24 protein-coding genes are annotated in these 16021 nt (G+C 24.5%); 14 read left to right on the top strand and 10 right to left on the bottom strand.

Annotated elements, in window-relative coordinates:
* Nucleotides 1–2 precede the first annotated feature (2 nt).
* From BN899_RS07935 to BN899_RS07890, 10 genes are all read left to right on the top strand, one after another.
* A complete protein-coding gene (locus tag BN899_RS07935; protein ID WP_042274419.1) occupies nt 3–692 on the top strand; it encodes a LytR/AlgR family response regulator transcription factor in 690 nt (229 codons plus the stop codon).
* Nucleotides 682–2022 (top strand): sensor histidine kinase, encoded by a 1341-nt coding sequence (locus BN899_RS07930; RefSeq protein ID WP_042274417.1) that lies wholly within the window; start codon nt 682–684, stop codon nt 2020–2022. The genes BN899_RS07935 and BN899_RS07930 overlap by 11 nt, the downstream gene beginning before the upstream one ends.
* Nucleotides 2023–2173: 151 nt before the next feature.
* Nucleotides 2174–2938 (top strand): hypothetical protein, encoded by a 765-nt coding sequence (locus BN899_RS07925; protein WP_042274415.1) that lies wholly within the window; start codon nt 2174–2176, stop codon nt 2936–2938.
* Nucleotides 2939–2946: 8 nt separating this feature from the next.
* Nucleotides 2947–3693, top strand: a complete 747-nt coding sequence (locus BN899_RS07920) for a hypothetical protein (protein ID WP_042274414.1) — start codon at nt 2947–2949, stop codon at nt 3691–3693.
* A 101-nt stretch (nt 3694–3794) separates the two neighbouring features.
* A complete protein-coding gene (locus BN899_RS07915; RefSeq protein ID WP_042274412.1) occupies nt 3795–4490 on the top strand; it encodes a hypothetical protein in 696 nt (231 codons plus the stop codon).
* A 20-nt stretch (nt 4491–4510) separates the two neighbouring features.
* Entirely contained in the window at nt 4511–5182 is a 672-nt protein-coding gene (locus BN899_RS07910) for an ABC transporter ATP-binding protein (RefSeq protein WP_042274411.1), read from the top strand.
* Between the two features lie 34 nt (nt 5183–5216).
* On the top strand, nt 5217–5396 hold the full coding sequence (locus BN899_RS07905) for a hypothetical protein (protein ID WP_042274410.1): 180 nt from the start codon (nt 5217–5219) through the stop codon (nt 5394–5396).
* 229 nt (nt 5397–5625) lie between these two features.
* Complete coding sequence (locus BN899_RS07900) at nt 5626–6828, top strand: hypothetical protein (RefSeq protein WP_042274409.1); 1203 nt, start codon at nt 5626–5628, stop codon at nt 6826–6828.
* 72 nt (nt 6829–6900) lie between these two features.
* Nucleotides 6901–7383: a hypothetical protein gene (locus BN899_RS07895; protein WP_042274407.1), complete on the top strand. Its 483-nt coding sequence runs from the start codon at nt 6901–6903 to the stop codon at nt 7381–7383.
* A 477-nt stretch (nt 7384–7860) separates the two neighbouring features.
* Nucleotides 7861–8586 carry a DeoR/GlpR family DNA-binding transcription regulator gene (locus tag BN899_RS07890; protein WP_042274405.1) on the top strand — a complete coding sequence of 242 codons (726 nt, stop codon included), beginning with the start codon at nt 7861–7863 and terminating at the stop codon, nt 8584–8586.
* Between the two features lie 110 nt (nt 8587–8696).
* On the opposite strand, the gene BN899_RS07885 is transcribed toward BN899_RS07890, so the two are convergent.
* Genes BN899_RS07885 through BN899_RS07875 form a run of 3 tightly spaced genes read right to left on the bottom strand, consistent with a single transcriptional unit; the run spans nt 8697 to nt 10046 of the window.
* Nucleotides 8697–9011, bottom strand: coding sequence for a DUF3784 domain-containing protein (locus tag BN899_RS07885; protein ID WP_042274403.1), 315 nt, complete (start codon nt 9009–9011; stop codon nt 8697–8699).
* A 38-nt stretch (nt 9012–9049) separates the two neighbouring features.
* Nucleotides 9050–9700: an SdpI family protein gene (locus BN899_RS07880; RefSeq protein WP_042274401.1), complete on the bottom strand. Its 651-nt coding sequence runs from the start codon at nt 9698–9700 to the stop codon at nt 9050–9052.
* Nucleotides 9693–10046, bottom strand: coding sequence for an autorepressor SdpR family transcription factor (locus tag BN899_RS07875; RefSeq protein WP_330362496.1), 354 nt, complete (start codon nt 10044–10046; stop codon nt 9693–9695). Before BN899_RS07875 ends, BN899_RS07880 begins: the two co-directional genes overlap by 8 nt.
* A gap of 430 nt (nt 10047–10476) precedes the next feature.
* Between BN899_RS07875 and BN899_RS07870 the strand changes: the two genes are divergently transcribed.
* Nucleotides 10477–11127, top strand: a complete 651-nt coding sequence (locus tag BN899_RS07870) for a YidC/Oxa1 family membrane protein insertase (protein ID WP_042274400.1) — start codon at nt 10477–10479, stop codon at nt 11125–11127.
* A 197-nt stretch (nt 11128–11324) separates the two neighbouring features.
* Here the strand turns inward: BN899_RS07870 and BN899_RS07865 are convergent, their stop codons facing one another.
* The 4 genes from BN899_RS07865 to BN899_RS07850 all read right to left on the bottom strand — a co-directional run bounded on the left by BN899_RS07865 (nt 11325) and on the right by BN899_RS07850 (nt 12932).
* Nucleotides 11325–11804 carry a hypothetical protein gene (locus BN899_RS07865; RefSeq protein WP_042274397.1) on the bottom strand — a complete coding sequence of 160 codons (480 nt, stop codon included), beginning with the start codon at nt 11802–11804 and terminating at the stop codon, nt 11325–11327.
* 9 nt (nt 11805–11813) lie between these two features.
* Nucleotides 11814–12074 (bottom strand): autorepressor SdpR family transcription factor, encoded by a 261-nt coding sequence (locus tag BN899_RS07860; protein ID WP_042274395.1) that lies wholly within the window; start codon nt 12072–12074, stop codon nt 11814–11816.
* A gap of 286 nt (nt 12075–12360) precedes the next feature.
* Nucleotides 12361–12564 carry a helix-turn-helix transcriptional regulator gene (locus BN899_RS07855; RefSeq protein ID WP_042274394.1) on the bottom strand — a complete coding sequence of 68 codons (204 nt, stop codon included), beginning with the start codon at nt 12562–12564 and terminating at the stop codon, nt 12361–12363.
* Nucleotides 12565–12569: 5 nt separating this feature from the next.
* Nucleotides 12570–12932, bottom strand: coding sequence for a DUF3796 domain-containing protein (locus BN899_RS07850; RefSeq protein WP_042274392.1), 363 nt, complete (start codon nt 12930–12932; stop codon nt 12570–12572).
* Between the two features lie 288 nt (nt 12933–13220).
* Between BN899_RS07850 and BN899_RS07845 the strand changes: the two genes are divergently transcribed.
* On the top strand, nt 13221–13412 hold the full coding sequence (locus BN899_RS07845) for a helix-turn-helix transcriptional regulator (RefSeq protein WP_042274390.1): 192 nt from the start codon (nt 13221–13223) through the stop codon (nt 13410–13412).
* Between the two features lie 4 nt (nt 13413–13416).
* On the top strand, nt 13417–13929 hold the full coding sequence (locus BN899_RS07840) for a DUF3278 domain-containing protein (protein WP_042274389.1): 513 nt from the start codon (nt 13417–13419) through the stop codon (nt 13927–13929).
* Between the two features lie 143 nt (nt 13930–14072).
* On the opposite strand, the gene BN899_RS20970 is transcribed toward BN899_RS07840, so the two are convergent.
* The 3 genes from BN899_RS20970 to BN899_RS19385 all read right to left on the bottom strand — a co-directional run bounded on the left by BN899_RS20970 (nt 14073) and on the right by BN899_RS19385 (nt 15389).
* A complete protein-coding gene (locus tag BN899_RS20970; protein ID WP_350339259.1) occupies nt 14073–14399 on the bottom strand; it encodes a CPBP family glutamic-type intramembrane protease in 327 nt (108 codons plus the stop codon).
* A 404-nt stretch (nt 14400–14803) separates the two neighbouring features.
* Complete coding sequence (locus BN899_RS20965) at nt 14804–15016, bottom strand: N-acetyltransferase (RefSeq protein ID WP_207636850.1); 213 nt, start codon at nt 15014–15016, stop codon at nt 14804–14806.
* The gene (locus BN899_RS19385; RefSeq protein ID WP_207636849.1) at nt 14994–15389 is read right to left on the bottom strand and encodes a hypothetical protein; all 396 of its coding nucleotides are present in this window, start codon (nt 15387–15389) and stop codon (nt 14994–14996) included. Before BN899_RS19385 ends, BN899_RS20965 begins: the two co-directional genes overlap by 23 nt.
* Before the next feature lie 231 nt (nt 15390–15620).
* On the opposite strand from BN899_RS19385, the gene BN899_RS07830 reads away from it, so the two are divergent.
* The coding region (locus BN899_RS07830; RefSeq protein WP_042274387.1) for a response regulator at nt 15621–16021 on the top strand (401 nt) is incomplete at its 3' end.

Raw genomic sequence — 16021 nt, 5'->3', positions numbered from 1 at the left:
ATTTGAATATAGTTATAGTCGAGGATGAAAGCAATATAAGTAATTTAATTTATCAAACTATTAATGATATTTATCCTAATATAAAATCTACTATATTTGATAATGCAAAAGATGCTCTTGATTATGCAAACGTTAATCATATAGATATATTTTTATTAGACATACAATTAAATGATTATAAGGGAACTTTATTAGCTAAACAAATAAGGTCAATAGATACATATAAATATAGTCCTATAGTATTTATAACAGCTCTAGCAAATGAAGAGCTTTATGCGTATAGAGAAATAAAAAGTTATAGTTTTTTAACAAAACCTTTTACAAAAGATGAGCTACTAAAAACACTTAAGGATGTTATAGAATATAAAACACACTTAAATCCTAAACGTAAGAAGTTAAAAATTACGCAGAAGCTATTTATATTTGAATATGATTTAAAAGACATTATATATATAGAATCTTTTAGGAAAAAACTAGAGATCCATTTAAATAAAGGTAGTGAAGTAATATCTGGATATTCATTAAAATCAATACTTGAACTCATAGATGATACAGATTTTATTCAGTGTCATAAAAGTTATATAGTTAATAAAAGCTATATAGAAAAAATAGATAAGGTAAATAAAATAATTCATCTTAGTACTTATGGCAATATACCTATAGGAAAGAAGTTTGAGTGTAATGTTTTATAGATTAATAGTCCAAGCATTACTTGATAGTTTATCTACATTTCTTATATATAATTATCTAATTAATAAAAATATAAATAAGAATAATAAAAATTTGCTTTGGATTTTACTTACCACAGTTATATATATAGTAGCTAGAATTGACAGTACACCTGTTGATGGTGTAAGTCAAAGTAAAATTTTCTTTAATTATGCAAATTATGATTTATTCCCTGTAAATTCTATTGCAGGTGTATTATTTTTAGTGCTTGGATTTATGATTTTAAACAGCTATTTATTTAAATCTAGCAATAGTGAAACCTTTTATCTTACATTGTTTTCTATTGTGATTTTTATTTCTGTTAGGTTAATCATAATATCTATATTTAGCTATATTGGTTTAACTAACACAAGTGTTTATGAATATGGATATAGGATTTTGATGCTCTTTATCTTATACTTTACATTAATTTTTCATAAATTACCTCTCTACAAATTTAGGGAGTATTTAATAAGTAGTCAATATATATTTAAAATTGTAGTTATTAATTCTTTTATATTTTTGATATCATTAGTATCATTTTATAATTTTAATACAGCTATGTTATTAAAAAATATTATTTTCGTTTTAGTATTTTTACTTATTATTTTATTTATTAATTTCATTACCTTAATAATTCAAAGAGAGAAGCTGATTCAAAAAAGAAGACTTGATGTAATAGAAAACTATGTTCCAGTAATAGATGACTTAATTGATGAAGTAAGATCTAAGCAACATGAATTTGATAATAAAATACTAGCTATTTATAGTATTCTTGAAACAGCACAAAACTTAGATGAAGCTAAGAAAAAACTTGGTTCGTATAGTGATAGTATAAAAATAGATTATGGAATTAAGAAGATTATGGTTATTGATAATAAGGTTATAGCTGGGTTTATTTATTCTAAGCTTAAACTAGCTAAATTAAGAAATATAACATTAGATGTAAATATAATCACTAAATTAGATAAAATACCTATTGAGGAATATGAGTTGATTGAAATATTAGGAATACTAATAGATAATGCTATTGAAGCAAGTGTTTATAATGATGTTATATATTTAGATATAAATAAAAATAATGATAGTTTAGAAGTATTATTAAGAAATCCTTATAAGTATACTTCTAATTTGGAATTTAGTAAAATGTTTGAATTAGGATATTCTACTAAATCAAACAAATCAAGAGGATACGGACTATATAACGTAAAAAATATCGTCCAAAATAATAAAGGAAATATATTATTTTATAACTCCAATATAAATAATAATAACTATATTACAATAGGTGTTTCATTACCATACTATTATTGAAAAGTAAATAATTTGAGAACAAAAAGAGGTTTTAAGGGTATGAAAAAATTACATATCTTTAAAACCTTCTTTTATGGCTATTTCATTGAATAAGAATTTTTTATGCTTATACTATAGTTATAAACTAATTGACCTAAGGAGTGTGATTAATTTGATAAATTTAATTAAATTAGAAATAAAAAAAGTATTTAAACCAGTCATTACAACATTAATAATTACAACGTTATTATTTTTAGCTACTGTTATGAAATCAGGAAATGAGTACTACGTACAACACAGTTTTGAGTTTTGGAATGTATCAATTGATTATATAGCATTAATATTTCCTATTTTAGTTGTATGTCCTACTTGTTGGGTTATGTATTATGAAAGGAAAAACAAATTTTTACTATATACAGTTACTAGAGTATCTAAAAAAGAGTATATACTTTCAAAATGGATTGTTTGTGTATTAAGCGCCTTTTTAATTGTATTTATACCTATGTTTATAGGTGGATTAGTATCATTATTATTTTTAAACAATGTACATGCACCAGCATCTTATGAGCCTCTTTTTTATACAAATTTATTTATGGAGGAGTTTTTAATAAATCATACTTATTTATATGTATTTATTCATTGTTTATGGGATGGATTTTTAGCAATGATTATGGCTACTATGGGATTTGTATTTTCTATTTATCTAGATAATATATTTGTAATTCTTACAGGCCCATTTATCTATGCTATTTTAGATAATTTTATAATGGCTACATTAGGTTTTCATAAACAAAGATTTATTGCTTCATTTTATGTTAACACTATGACCCATACTAATATATTTAATTTATTAGTAGGACCAACTATATCTATTTTATTTATAATCATACTTTTGGTAATTCTTAAATGGAAAAAAGCGAAAGTATATAACTTATAGGTGATATTATGAATTCTTTATTTAAATTAGAAATTAATAAACTTTTATCTAAAAAATTAATATTTCTATGGCTAGTTTTAATTATTTTTAATCTAGACACTAGGATAAACGGTAATTTATCTTCGCAACAATTTATAGTAGAAGCATTATCTAATCACTACTATACAATATACTTTATGATTCCTATGTTTTTATTAATGATTATTTCTGGTCTAGATGATGACTATCAATATGCACTAATTAGAAGTAAAACATATTGGAACTACTTCAAATCAAAAATATATGCTTATGGGATATTTTCAATACTATTTGTTTTATCTCAAAGTTTAATAATAGTAATTATGTCAATTGGATTAAGAAATGATAATAGTTTTGAAAATATAAACTCTATGCTGTATGAAGTTTTATATTTTTATTCTAGTAAATTTACAAATCCAAGTGAGATTGTTTTGTATATGACTATTTATATGGTTTTAGGATTTTTTATGACTAGCTTACTTATATGTACTATAAGTCATTATTTTAGTAAAAAAACATCTATAAAAATTATTATATTTGTTTATTTACTTTCTGCTATTAGCATTAAAACAACTAGCTTAAAATTTGTATCTTTTTTATTTATTAACACTTATATAATTTTTCATCATAGTTTTATCTTTGGTTTTGGTATTATACCGAATTTAATAATAGAAATTTTATTTATTTTAATGCTTTGTAAAATAAACAAGGATTACGGGAATAAGGTATTGCCTTAGATAGAAACTTTGTATTTGATAAGAACATTATAAAAAAGACTTCAAACAATAGAGGTATTTATAGATATCATAGTAAGTCTTTATTTAATAAATCCAATATAATGTCAATTATATTTGTATTAATAATAATGAGCATGTGGAGATTAGTATCTTTAGAGGACAATCTATCAGTAAATGAATACTTAATGAATGTTTTTTCAGGATCTTTTATAGGAGAATTTAATCCGTTTATTATATTAGAAATGCTTGTATTTAATTTAACACCGATATATTTATTAAGTGTGTTTATTGAACGGGAATGTAATGATAGAACACTATTTTTAAATATAAGGTTAAAAAGTAGCTTAACATGGTTTAAATCTATAATTACTGTTTCGTTAAAATTTATATTTCTATACACAATATTAAATATATTAATACCTATTTTTATAGGGATATTGCTTGGAACAAACTTTGAAGCTGGTTTTTATAATCTATTTTTTACAGTATTTATTACTAAATTGCTTAGTATAGTATTTGAATTTCTTATTTTATTTTTAGTTTATAGCCTTACTAATAATATAACTATTTCATTTTTTAGTTTAGTACTGTTTAATCTAATCAGTGTAATTCCATCTAAATTGATTTATTATATACCTTTTGGTATTTCAAGCTTAGTAAGATATAAATTTATATTAGGTGAGTACGGAATGAATTATGGTCTAGATTTAAAAGAGGTTATTTTAGAGCTATTAATATTAATTACAATAACGCTTATTTATCTAAATTCAAAACACAAAAAGTTGATAATTAAATAAACTTAAAGGAGTGAACTAACATGAATGTTGCAATAAAATTAGAAGATGTAACTAAGTCATACAATGGTACAAACATTTTAAATAATATAAGTATAGAAATAAATAAGGGGGAAACTGTAGGAATTATAGGGGCTAATGGTAGTGGTAAATCAGTTTTATTTAAAGTAATATGTGGATTTGTATCACCAGATAGTGGAGCTACATTTATTAGAGGTTCAAAACTAGGTGAAAAAATAGATTTTCCTGAAGATGTAGGTGTCTTTATTAATGAGCCAGGATATATAAGTATATTTAATGGTTTTCAAAATTTAAAGTTTTTAGCTGATATAAACAATAAAATAGATGATAAAAAAATAAAACATACTATGGAAAAAGTTGGTCTAAATCCAAATAATAAAGCGAAGGTTCAAGATTATTCTCTTGGTATGAAGCAAAAGCTTGGAATTGCTCAAGCTATAATGGAAGATCAGGATATTTTAGTTTTAGATGAGCCTTTTAATGCATTAGATTATAAAACTTATGAAGATATAAAAAACATAATAAAGTACCTTAAAGATGAAGGTCGAACTATACTATTAACAAGCCATAATTTTGAGGATATACAACAACTTTGTGATAGAATTTATATAATTGAAGAAGGTAAATTAAAACTTGCAACGACAGAAATTATTGATAGATATAGAAAAAGATAGCTTATACTATTAATTAAAATAATGGGAGAATAATATGAAATTTGAAATTAGTGGATGGGGAGGACCTACAAAAATATTAACTACTATTTGGGGTATTGTGACTTTGGTTAATTCAATAATTTATTTCTTTATGGATATATTTATTCCAGGGTTAGGATTGAAAGAACTTAATATATTTAGAGAAAATAAAGAAAAATATAGGTTAATAGTGTGAATTATTTTTATAGCTATTTTTCTATTAAATTTATACGTTGGAATTGAACAGATTCAAATTTATATATTTTCCATAAAGTAGAATGTTGGTAAAAGAGAAATAAATTATAGATTTAGTGTTGTAAAAATAAATATATATTTTAATATATTATAATTTTATAATAAAATATTTTTATAAATATGGTATAATTAGAAATATTTATAAACAATAAGGAGAAGCGAATATCGATATGAAGTTACATGAAAAATTACAACACTTAAGTCTAGAATCTGTAGAAGATTTAATGAGATTATACTATAGTGGAGATAAAGCTACTAATGAAATAATAGGATTATTTAATATAAATATATCACCGTCTAGACTATATACGTTATTCCCACCAGAAGAATTAGATGATAGATTATGCCCTCATTGTGATTCTAAAATGATAGTTAATAGGCCATCAAAAACTAATTATCCTAAAAATAATAATACCCCGTTTTGTTCTACATGTGGCCATAAAGAGAATTATAGTTGTAAGTGTGATAAATGCATCTCAGATAGAGAATTAAAGTTAAAAAGATTAAAAGAAGAAAAAGAGAGAAAAGATTTAGAAAAAAGGAAATTAATAGAGTTAGTATATTGTAATGTTAGTCATAAACCTATTAATATAGACAGTTTAGAATTTGAGGATAAGGTTTACTTAGGATCGTTGTTAAGGTTTGCTCTAAGTGAAGATATGTCGAATATACTGCCATTAGAAAGTATGGAGGGGAGTTTAGCCCCAGGTGAAATAAAGTATGATATTATAAGATACTTATATTCGAAAAATATTATTACTGTTCATCCAATGTCTAGTTTATCAGCTTTTAAAGAAGGAGAAGACTTTCCTAATACATTTTATATAAACTTAGTAAACTATCACCTTAATATAAAATATGATGTTGATAAATCTTGCACGATAAATGAGATATTAAATTCTAAGATGCTTAAAGAGGAAATACAGATAAATTTAGCTTATAATATGTGGAAACAGATAGCTTTACAGGAATGTCTTGAATATCTAGATTATCAAATGAAAAAAGTTGGATTTAGCTTTAATCCGGGAGAAAAAACCAATGTAGTATTTAATGATTTATTGGATAATTTTTCGGTTTCTCAAATATATGGAATAATATATAAAAGCATAACAAATGCTACACGATATTATCAAGAAAATAAAATAACTAAAAAGCAAGCTGCAAATTCTGTTATAACAAGATGTCAAGGATTTGGGGAAAGAGCATTTATAGAGCAGTGGCAAATATCTAAGTACTCAAGGTTAAAGGATTTACCTCAAAGTTGTTTAAGTGAGTTTTTATTTAATAAAGTTCTAAAAATAGGTAGTAAGGGATTTGATGAGATACCTTCTATAGAAATTATAGAATGTGAAGTATGTAGACCTTGTGATTAAAAATTTATATACATATTAGAATGTGAAATTTAATTATTATATAAAAAATAAAGAGGGGGATATAAATTTAAAATGAAACATTTATTAATAAACTATAGCTTTGACTGTTCAGAAAAAGGACATATAGATCCAGATTTTACTCATCTAGTGTATGGAGATTCTAAACTTAAAGGAAAATCTATATTAAATCATGCTAATCCAGGATCATATGCATTTTTTAATACTACAATAAATGGAATTAGGTATATAACAGCATACTTTTATATAGATAAAATATTATCTATAGGAAAAGATGATATAGAAATAAGCAATTTAAAATGTAGTGCAAGAGAAGATGAAGTTATTATACTTGGAAATAGATATAACTCAAAAATTTTAACACATCCATTACCTTTAAACAAAGAGTTATTTATTAGCTTAGATAAATTTAAAGACAATGAATTTAAAGAAGGAAAGTCAGAGTTATCTACTATAGCAAGTTCTACCAGAAGTGTAGTGCATTTAGATGAGGGAGATAAAAATTTATTACTTGAAAAATGTAAAAACAGAGGGTAGAGAAAAGCCTAGAGAGATGATCACCAGGCTTTTATATTTTCTTACTTTATTCTAATAATACTTTTAGATAATTTACTCTATAACTAAATCATAATCATTAGCATAAGTAACAATAATATTAGCTCCTAAAGTAATTTATTGTAAAGTCAAAATATATTTAATAGTTTAGTAGTGGAGTTAAAATACATATACTCTTATAAATTATCATGATACTATAAATATTTAATTTGACATAACCTATACTTATGATATCGAATGTAAAATATAAAAAGCACTAATCTTTTTAAAAAGATCAGTGCTTTTGTTAGTATATAAAGTATCACGCTAAGAATTAACTTATAACGCTACTTTATATACTAATTATTATATTTATAGTATAATATGGTAATGCGTATAAATCAATAAGAAATAATATAAAATAATAATAAATAATAATAATAAATAAGAAATTTGGAACGAAAATAAGAGGTGGAGAATTTGTTTTTAGAAGAGAGATACGAAAAAATTATAGAAACAATCAAAGTAAGTGGGAGAGTAAAGGTTAAAGATCTATCCGAATTCTTTGAAGTTACACAAGACTGTATTAGAAAAGACTTAAAAGAATTAGAGTCTAGAGGTCACTTAAAAAGAGTATATGGAGGTGCTATTGCACAAAGAGATTATAATGAGATAAAAAACGTTGATAAAAGAAAAGATATTAATATGGAAGAGAAAAAAGCGATAGCATTAAAAGCAATTACACTAATAGATAATGGAGATATAATATTTTTAGATATATCGACTAATAGCCTAGAGATTGCAAAAGAATTAAACAAAATAAATAAAGAAATTACAGTAGTAACAAATATGATAGAAATTGTATTAGAATTAAGAAGTAATAAGAATACAAAAGTAATTTGTATTGGAGGAGAATTTAATAAAGAGATAGGTGCAATAGTAGGTTCAGCTGCTGATAGATATATAAGAAAATTTACTTTTGATAAAGCGTTTATAGGAGTATGTGGAATTAACTTAGAAACAGGATATATAACTACACTTAATTTAGAAGATGGAAATACAAAAAAAACTATAATTGAATGCTCTAATAAAAGATATTTAGTAATGGAAAAAGAGAAGTTTAACTATGATGGACTATATAAATTTGCTAATTTAGATGAAGTAACAGGTATAATAACTGAGGATAAAATAATAAATCAAAATTAATATGATTAATTAAAGAAATGTCAGACTTAGTAAAAATAAAGTCTGACATTTCTAATTTTATGATGGTACTTGAACTTTTAAATGTAGCCATAAGAACCTCTCTACAATTACTATAGATTATTTAAACTAGCATAATTCTTTGCTCTCATAGGAATTCCTATAGATAACCCTAGTATTGATGCTATCATTGCTATTGTAGTAACTGTATTATCTCCTCCACCTAATAAGTGATTTACAAAACTTACGGCAACCATAGTTATTCCATATATTATAAGCATTGAGCTTACTATATTGCAAAGTTTATCCTTATCATATTTTTCTATGTCTAAGCCCCTGATAACATAAACCATTTTATACTTTCTTACTAAAGCTCCAAATACAATTCCTAAAACACCAACCATTAAAATTATTAAAGTATCTATCATATAAAGCACCCCTTCTTTAATCGAGTAAATTTATTAAGTTAAGCATTATTTTTTAGTTTATAAATCTTATTTGCGTAAACAATTGGTATAAAAACATCAATTACAAAAACAATCATACTAACAGTAACTCCAAAATCAAAACTACTCCATGCAACTATAATTAATGTCACTACTCCAGTAATAACCCATAATTTACCTGCCATTCTATGGGTTTTATACCAAACATCTTCATCACTTAATGTTGCTTTTATTCTTATACCGAACACAGGATTTGGAGTAGTTTTCGGCATATAATTTCCCATTATTATAAATGTTATAGGAAGTATTCCATTAAATATATTAGAACTTAAATTTCCATTTAAATTATCTGACATTGTGTAAGCATTGTATAAGAAAAATAAGTTTAATATATTCATTACAATGAACATTAGATTATTAACCCTTATATTTGATTTTGATTTAATATCATATTTATCATAACGATTGCTCAAATAAGGAATTAAAAATGCAATTATAATGCATATCAGAGGTAGTACAAGTGATTCGTACTTACTGCCATAACGATTTACTTCTCCTCCTAAACTATAATGAACAGGTATTTGATTTGGCAAGTAGGGTAAAATTATTAAAGTTATTATGGTTGGTAAAGTAGATAAAAACCAGTATAGTTTTCCTAATTTTTTATACATCTTCTTTTCCCCCTTCTTTAAATTGAGATATCCATATCATAACTTCTTCAAATACAGATATATTAAGTTGATAATAAATAAAATTTTTGTATTTTGACTCAGATATTAAGTCAGCTTTTTTTAATATTGATAGGTGATAGGATATGCTAGCTCCAGTCATATCAAATTTAGAACCAATCTCTCCAGCTGACTTTTTCCCGTCTTTTAGTAGTATTAATATATCTCTTCTTATTGGGTCAGAAAATGCCTTGAAGGTCTCTTGAAATCCTATAAAAAAATCCCTCCTTTGAAGTCTATTTAAAAATATTTCTAAATAGAATGTAGCAGATAGGTTATATAGAATCAAGACCTATTTTGAAAATTATTTAAATAGGTTTTAACTAACACATTTAAAGATATACTATATTTATATAAATATTTGAATAGATATTTTCATATAATTATAGTATTATTTATTGTAAGTAAATTAATTGTGAGGTGAAAATAATGAGACCTGATATAGATAATATAATTTATATATTAATCTATGTGGCATTTTTAATTTCCATAATTGGCTCTCTAGTTTACTTCTGTAAAGAACTTTTATGTTCTAAAATTAATTATACTTTTATAAAGACTGTTTTTTATAATAGACTAGGATATTTCTATAACTTAATACCAAAAGAGTATTTTGTATTTCAGAAATATGATATTTGGAGGTATTGTAGTCTGTTTTAATTTGAAATGAATTTTTTTTAATCCGAAATATTAAATTATAATTATAAGGAGTGAATAAAATGAATTTCATTTCAAGTATATTACAAGATTTATTAAGTATATTATTTAGTTTTACAGGAGATTTAGGAGTTGCAATAATTGTTGTAACATTAATGGTTAAATTAATAATTATGCCGTTATCTATGAAACAAAAATTCTCTATGAGAAAACAACAAGACATGGCTGAGAAGATGAATCAATTAAAGGAGAAATATAAAAATAATTCTAAGGAGCTTGAAAAACAGATGCAATTACACGCAACTGAGAGCATGAAAAGTATGTTAGGCTGTTCTACTTTATTACTTCAAATGCCAATAGTATTTGCACTTTATAGGGTATTTTCAAGTATGCCACAGAATTTTTCTAGTTTGATAGTCCCTTGGGTAAATAACTTAAGCATGTCTGATAATTTATTTATAATACCTTGTATATATACGTTAACAATGTTAGCACCCAGTTTAATAAGCTATATACCTTATTTTAAGACTAGTTCTCAAGTAGCACTTAATAAACATATGGCTATAATGACAGTAGTTATGAGTTTTATATTAACTGCAAGAACTCCAGTTGCATTAGGTTTATATTTTATAACGAGTAGTGTTTACGCATTAATTGAAGATATATGCTTTAGAATTTATTTTAAATCAAAAAATAAATTGGCATTAGAATAAAGAAAAGCACTCCTAGGAGTGCTTTTTAACTAGTTCATAAAAACATATTTAAAAATAACTAGTAAAAATGCCTTTAAAATCCAAATAAATGGATTCTAAAAATCATATGTTTTTATGAACATAAAAATAGAGCAATCTCTTATCGCTCTATAAATTTATATATTAGTTATTTTATTTTAATATATTTAAATTTCTTGTTATAGTAACTTAGTAAATATAATAACGGTATTAAAAAACCATATAAATTGACATACTGTAGTAACTTTACTTGAATCAAAATGAAAACTTAATATAAACATTGATATAGCTATAAAAAATGATAAATAAGAAAAAACTTTAGTCGCTTTTCTCCAAACTCTTTCATCGCCTGTTGCCCACGAATTCTTTATCTCTATATTTTTATAAATTGGTATTTTAGGCAGTAAATTTCCAAAGTACATAATTATAATGGCATTTATACCCACCGATATCTTGTCATTAATTTCAGGTGAAAATAGCTTATCCATTCCCAAAAGTGGCAATAAAGTACGACTTATAATGACTATTAAACATAGTATCTGTATAGCTCTAACTGTTTTAACTTTAGGATTATCCTTTGAAAGACCTAACATATTGGGAGCATTTATATATACTCCTAATATTGTTATCGTAATTAATATTAAACCTACTATTTCCATACATTCCTCCTATTTTTTAGTAAAAGTATCTAAAAAACCACCAAGAACTTCTTGAATAACTGATGTATTTATAGAATAGATTAAAAATTGCCCTTTTTTCTCTGAAGTGACAAGCTCTGCATCTCTTAAAATATCTAAGTGCTTAGATATTGCTGGTTTAGACATTTTAAAGCAGTTAGCTATTTCTCCTGCATTCATATCTCGTTCATTAAGTAATTTTAAAATTTCTCTTCTTGTTTCATCACTTAATGCTTTAAATACTTTAATCATGATTTCCTCCTAAATATAGATATAAATATTTAACTAATTAGTTAAATATTTATATCTATATTATATACTAATCAAGAAAAAAATTTCAACTATTTCTCATATTTTTAATTTTTATTAAATTTCCACTAAAGCAGATGTTTTGTGTACATTCATAAGAAATACTACTTCTTAAAAAGTTATTTAAAGATAACCATTGAAAACGCCATTAGAATCCAAATGAATGAATTCTAATGGCGTTATTTTATTTCAAATATAACAAATTTCTAAAGTGAAATTTAGTAACTAGCTAAAATTCAAAAATAAATAATTCTTCAATCGCAGTATGCAATTCTTTTGATATTCTAACAGCTAATTCAAGTGAAGGATTGTATTTTGCATTTTCTAAACGAGCTATAGTTTCTCTTCTAACATTAACTTTATTAGCCAATTCTTCTTGAGTTAACTCATTAAATTGACGGTACTTCTTTAAATTACTAATAAATTTTGTCATAATTTTTAGTTCCCTGTATCAAATTTGTAAGTTAAAAATGCCCATAAATTCACTGATAGTGCAAAAGTAAGTGCTAGTATTAATACTTGCATCCTATAAAGTGTTAGAACATCTACTATATATATATTAATTAATACACTTGATACAACTGCTAGAACAAAACCTATCTTAAATGATATAGAAGCTGCTCGATGTTTATTATAAATTAATCGCTCATCTTCATAATCACCTAACTTGTTCCACCAAATGTGAGAAAGTTGACCAAAGAACGCAAAATATAGAAGTCCTAGTGGATCACCGTTTAATTCTTTAAAACCTAAAAATCCAAAAAGTGCAAATAGAATTGAATACTTGTTTAACTCTTTCATAAATAAATCCCCCTCCGTTAATGTGATATATTTATATCTCTATATTACATATATATCACATTGATTTTTATATTATGACTGAAATTTAAAAAATATATATTTTAATATTTATAATAACTACGCCCTAAAAACGCATCTAAATATAACTAGTAAAAGTGCTCTTAAAATCCAAAATAATAATTACAATTAATTTTATTTATGTCACATATACTTGACACTAAAAATCCAAAAGAGTATTATTATACTAATAAGTCATATATATATGACTTTTATTGTAGAGGTGATGTTATGAACAAAATAAAAGAGTATCGAACTTTATCTAAGATGTCTCAATTAGAATTGGCAAAACAAGTAGGTGTTGCAAGGCAAACTATAAATTTAATTGAAAATCAAAAATATAATCCATCTTTAGATTTATGCATTAGGATTGCAAAAGCTCTAGGGACTGATTTAAATACACTATTTTGGGGAGGGGAATAAAAGTATGAATAAACTAGAAAACAAACTTTTAAAACATTACATAGGATATGTAGAAGAAAGAGATGAGTATCAACAAGGTATAATTAATGAAACACTTACAACTGCAAATTTATATACATTTTATCTACTTACAATCTGTATGCTAGTTAGTCTTATTTTTGATTCTATTAATCATAAATTAACATTTGGTACATTTGCTATGTTTTTTATTCAGCAATTTAATGCTTATTATATTCTTATCAAATTAAGAAAAAGTGGTGTTGATAAAACGGAATTCGATGATAATGCTACGTATTCTACACAGTTAAAAAAATCAAAAAAACAAACTATAATAGCAGCAATACAATGGGGATTTTCTATGCTTGTTATGATGGAATACATATTCCCGACACTTTTGGGAGAAAGAATTAATATAGGATTGTTTCAAATTATTGTATGGATTTGTGCTACTCTTTTCTTCGGAACGAGTTGTTATATTATTGCAAAATCAAAATTAAAAAAAGTTGATAATGACTAACTAGTTTTTACAAACTTATTTTAAAGATATCTAGTAAAAATCCCCTTAAAATCAATTGATTCTAAGGGGATTAACTTTAATAAAACAGAAATCATACCACTACTGATTTAAATATTTTTCACTTTCTAATCAAATGATTTTAATCAATTTACCAAATAATAATAGATCAATTCAGTCGATAAAATTTGCATCAAATTATATAAACTATGAATAATAGTCATTATTGAAAATGAACTTATCTTGCTGCTTTTATTATCATATAAAACATATGAACATACCAATATCAACGATGGGACAAAGATTAGAAATTTATACTCATAGCTATATGTATGACCACAAGCAAATAATATAGCTGTTATTATAGTAATCTTAAATTTATTTTTTGTAAATTTTCCTACTAACTTAGTGATAAAGATTATTAAGATAGATTCTATTATAGGCCCCATTGTAATAGCATAAAATACTAAAATATTCTCATCGATATTTGGTCCTCAATGATTTATACCAAGATACATCTCGATAAAAGTAATTGGTATAGTGAACAAACATGCAACTAATACCGATATCAATATAAACCTCTTCGTACTCAAACCATTTATAAAATCTATAGCTTTTTGCATAACAAACTCCTTAAATGAAAATAACAACTTATAAACCTAATTAGGACTATGAATTATTATTTTATATTTTAATACTTTACTTTGAATTCTAACATCTTTTTCCTGTATTTGGTATAATTTATTATTTAATATTTATATAAATTATAAAATTGCACTATAAAAGACCTCAATACAAGAGGTCTTTTACAATATATACTAAGCTTACTATAAGCATAATAGTTACTACTGCCATTTGAGCTAATACTCTAATTAAATCATTTTGACTTTTTAAGTTTTAAAAATATATATTCTGAAAATCCTCTTTGTTTAGCGTACTTTACTTTTTCTTTTCGATACTCTTTGAAACCAATTTTCTTATAACATGAAATTGCTGGTTGATTTATATTTGTAACAGACAATGTGTATTCCGTATAATTGTTTATATTTAATAAATACTGAATTAGCTTACTGGCAATACCATTTCTCATATATTGCTTTTTTTACACCAACTATATCGATATAGCAAGTTGTATCAGGGAGTTCTAAAGACTTCTCAAAATCATTTTTTATTGTCATACCACCCATAAATCCTTTAAAATAGCCGAACTCTTTTTGGAACTCTTTTATGGGAATGCCAAAAGCTCTATTGTTTCCTGTAACAAACGCCAGAAAAGCAACAATTTCGTTATCTAATATTGCCACTAGATAATGCTTTATATTTATTCCATTTTCTAAGGCACGACTTATTTTATCAACATCATCTGAGAAAGACTTCCAATCATTGTAAAAGGATTCCGCAAATGTTTTTGCAATTTCTTTTCTATCACTTTCTATTGCAGTGCGTATCGTTATATTATACATATAATATCATTTTCCTTTCAAATTCCAATTTATCGACTTGCTTATATTTTATCACTTAGGCATATCAAAGTCATTTTCTTTGTGATTAATTAAATAAAACTAATTTATAAGATAATATGATGGTTATATTTAATGGGGATGGTGAAAGTTGGAGAATATTTGAATGTAGTATATAATATAATTAAGTTCGTAATTGTTCTAAATTGAGAATAATTGAAAATGGGGGAATTTATGATTAGGATAGCAATTTGTGAAGATGAAAAAGAAACACAACGATCAATAGAAGATTATCTTGATTCTATATTAAAAAATATAAATATAGAATATGAAATAAAAAAATACAGCCTAGGAGAAGAGTTACTTGAATGTAACTTAAAAGACATAGATATATTACTTCTTGATATACAAATGGGGCAAATAAATGGAATGGATACTGCAAGAAAGATTAGAGAAGTAGATAATACAATGGAGATAATATTTATAACTTCTTTAATAGATTATGTACAAGAAGGATATGAGGTAAGAGCTTATAGATATTTGTTAAAACCTATAGAATTAGAGGAATTAAAAAAACATGTATTAACTTGCATTAAAGAGATTGAAAAAAATAAAAACAATTATATTTTAATAAA

Origin of the sequence: Faecalimicrobium dakarense, from assembly GCF_000499525.1 — a bacterium.
Lineage (GTDB): Bacteria > Bacillota > Clostridia > Peptostreptococcales > Peptostreptococcaceae > Faecalimicrobium > Faecalimicrobium dakarense.
Note: the sequence above shows the minus strand (reverse complement) of the source record. Positions and strands in the feature narration are given on the sequence as shown.

Excerpts from the sequence above, each read along its gene's own strand:
- BN899_RS07880 (WP_042274401.1), bottom strand. The coding sequence starts at position 9,700 with ATGTATAAAAAATTAGGAAAACTATACTGGTTTTTATCTACTTTACCA.
- BN899_RS07920 (WP_042274414.1), top strand. The coding sequence starts at position 2,947 with ATGAATTCTTTATTTAAATTAGAAATTAATAAACTTTTATCTAAAAAA.
- BN899_RS07895 (WP_042274407.1), top strand. The coding sequence starts at position 6,901 with ATGAAACATTTATTAATAAACTATAGCTTTGACTGTTCAGAAAAAGGA.
- BN899_RS07860 (WP_042274395.1), bottom strand. The coding sequence starts at position 12,074 with ATGATTAAAGTATTTAAAGCATTAAGTGATGAAACAAGAAGAGAAATT.
- BN899_RS07905 (WP_042274410.1), top strand. The coding sequence starts at position 5,217 with ATGAAATTTGAAATTAGTGGATGGGGAGGACCTACAAAAATATTAACT.
- BN899_RS07885 (WP_042274403.1), bottom strand. The coding sequence starts at position 9,011 with ATGATAGATACTTTAATAATTTTAATGGTTGGTGTTTTAGGAATTGTA.
- BN899_RS20965 (WP_207636850.1), bottom strand. The coding sequence starts at position 15,016 with ATGAGAAATGGTATTGCCAGTAAGCTAATTCAGTATTTATTAAATATA.
- BN899_RS07865 (WP_042274397.1), bottom strand. The coding sequence starts at position 11,804 with ATGGAAATAGTAGGTTTAATATTAATTACGATAACAATATTAGGAGTA.
- BN899_RS07850 (WP_042274392.1), bottom strand. The coding sequence starts at position 12,932 with ATGAAAGAGTTAAACAAGTATTCAATTCTATTTGCACTTTTTGGATTT.
- BN899_RS07930 (WP_042274417.1), top strand. The coding sequence starts at position 682 with ATGTTTTATAGATTAATAGTCCAAGCATTACTTGATAGTTTATCTACA.
- BN899_RS07855 (WP_042274394.1), bottom strand. The coding sequence starts at position 12,564 with ATGACAAAATTTATTAGTAATTTAAAGAAGTACCGTCAATTTAATGAG.
- BN899_RS07840 (WP_042274389.1), top strand. The coding sequence starts at position 13,417 with ATGAATAAACTAGAAAACAAACTTTTAAAACATTACATAGGATATGTA.
- BN899_RS07845 (WP_042274390.1), top strand. The coding sequence starts at position 13,221 with ATGAACAAAATAAAAGAGTATCGAACTTTATCTAAGATGTCTCAATTA.
- BN899_RS07870 (WP_042274400.1), top strand. The coding sequence starts at position 10,477 with ATGAATTTCATTTCAAGTATATTACAAGATTTATTAAGTATATTATTT.
- BN899_RS07915 (WP_042274412.1), top strand. The coding sequence starts at position 3,795 with ATGTCAATTATATTTGTATTAATAATAATGAGCATGTGGAGATTAGTA.
- BN899_RS19385 (WP_207636849.1), bottom strand. The coding sequence starts at position 15,389 with ATGTATAATATAACGATACGCACTGCAATAGAAAGTGATAGAAAAGAA.
- BN899_RS07910 (WP_042274411.1), top strand. The coding sequence starts at position 4,511 with ATGAATGTTGCAATAAAATTAGAAGATGTAACTAAGTCATACAATGGT.
- BN899_RS07900 (WP_042274409.1), top strand. The coding sequence starts at position 5,626 with ATGAAGTTACATGAAAAATTACAACACTTAAGTCTAGAATCTGTAGAA.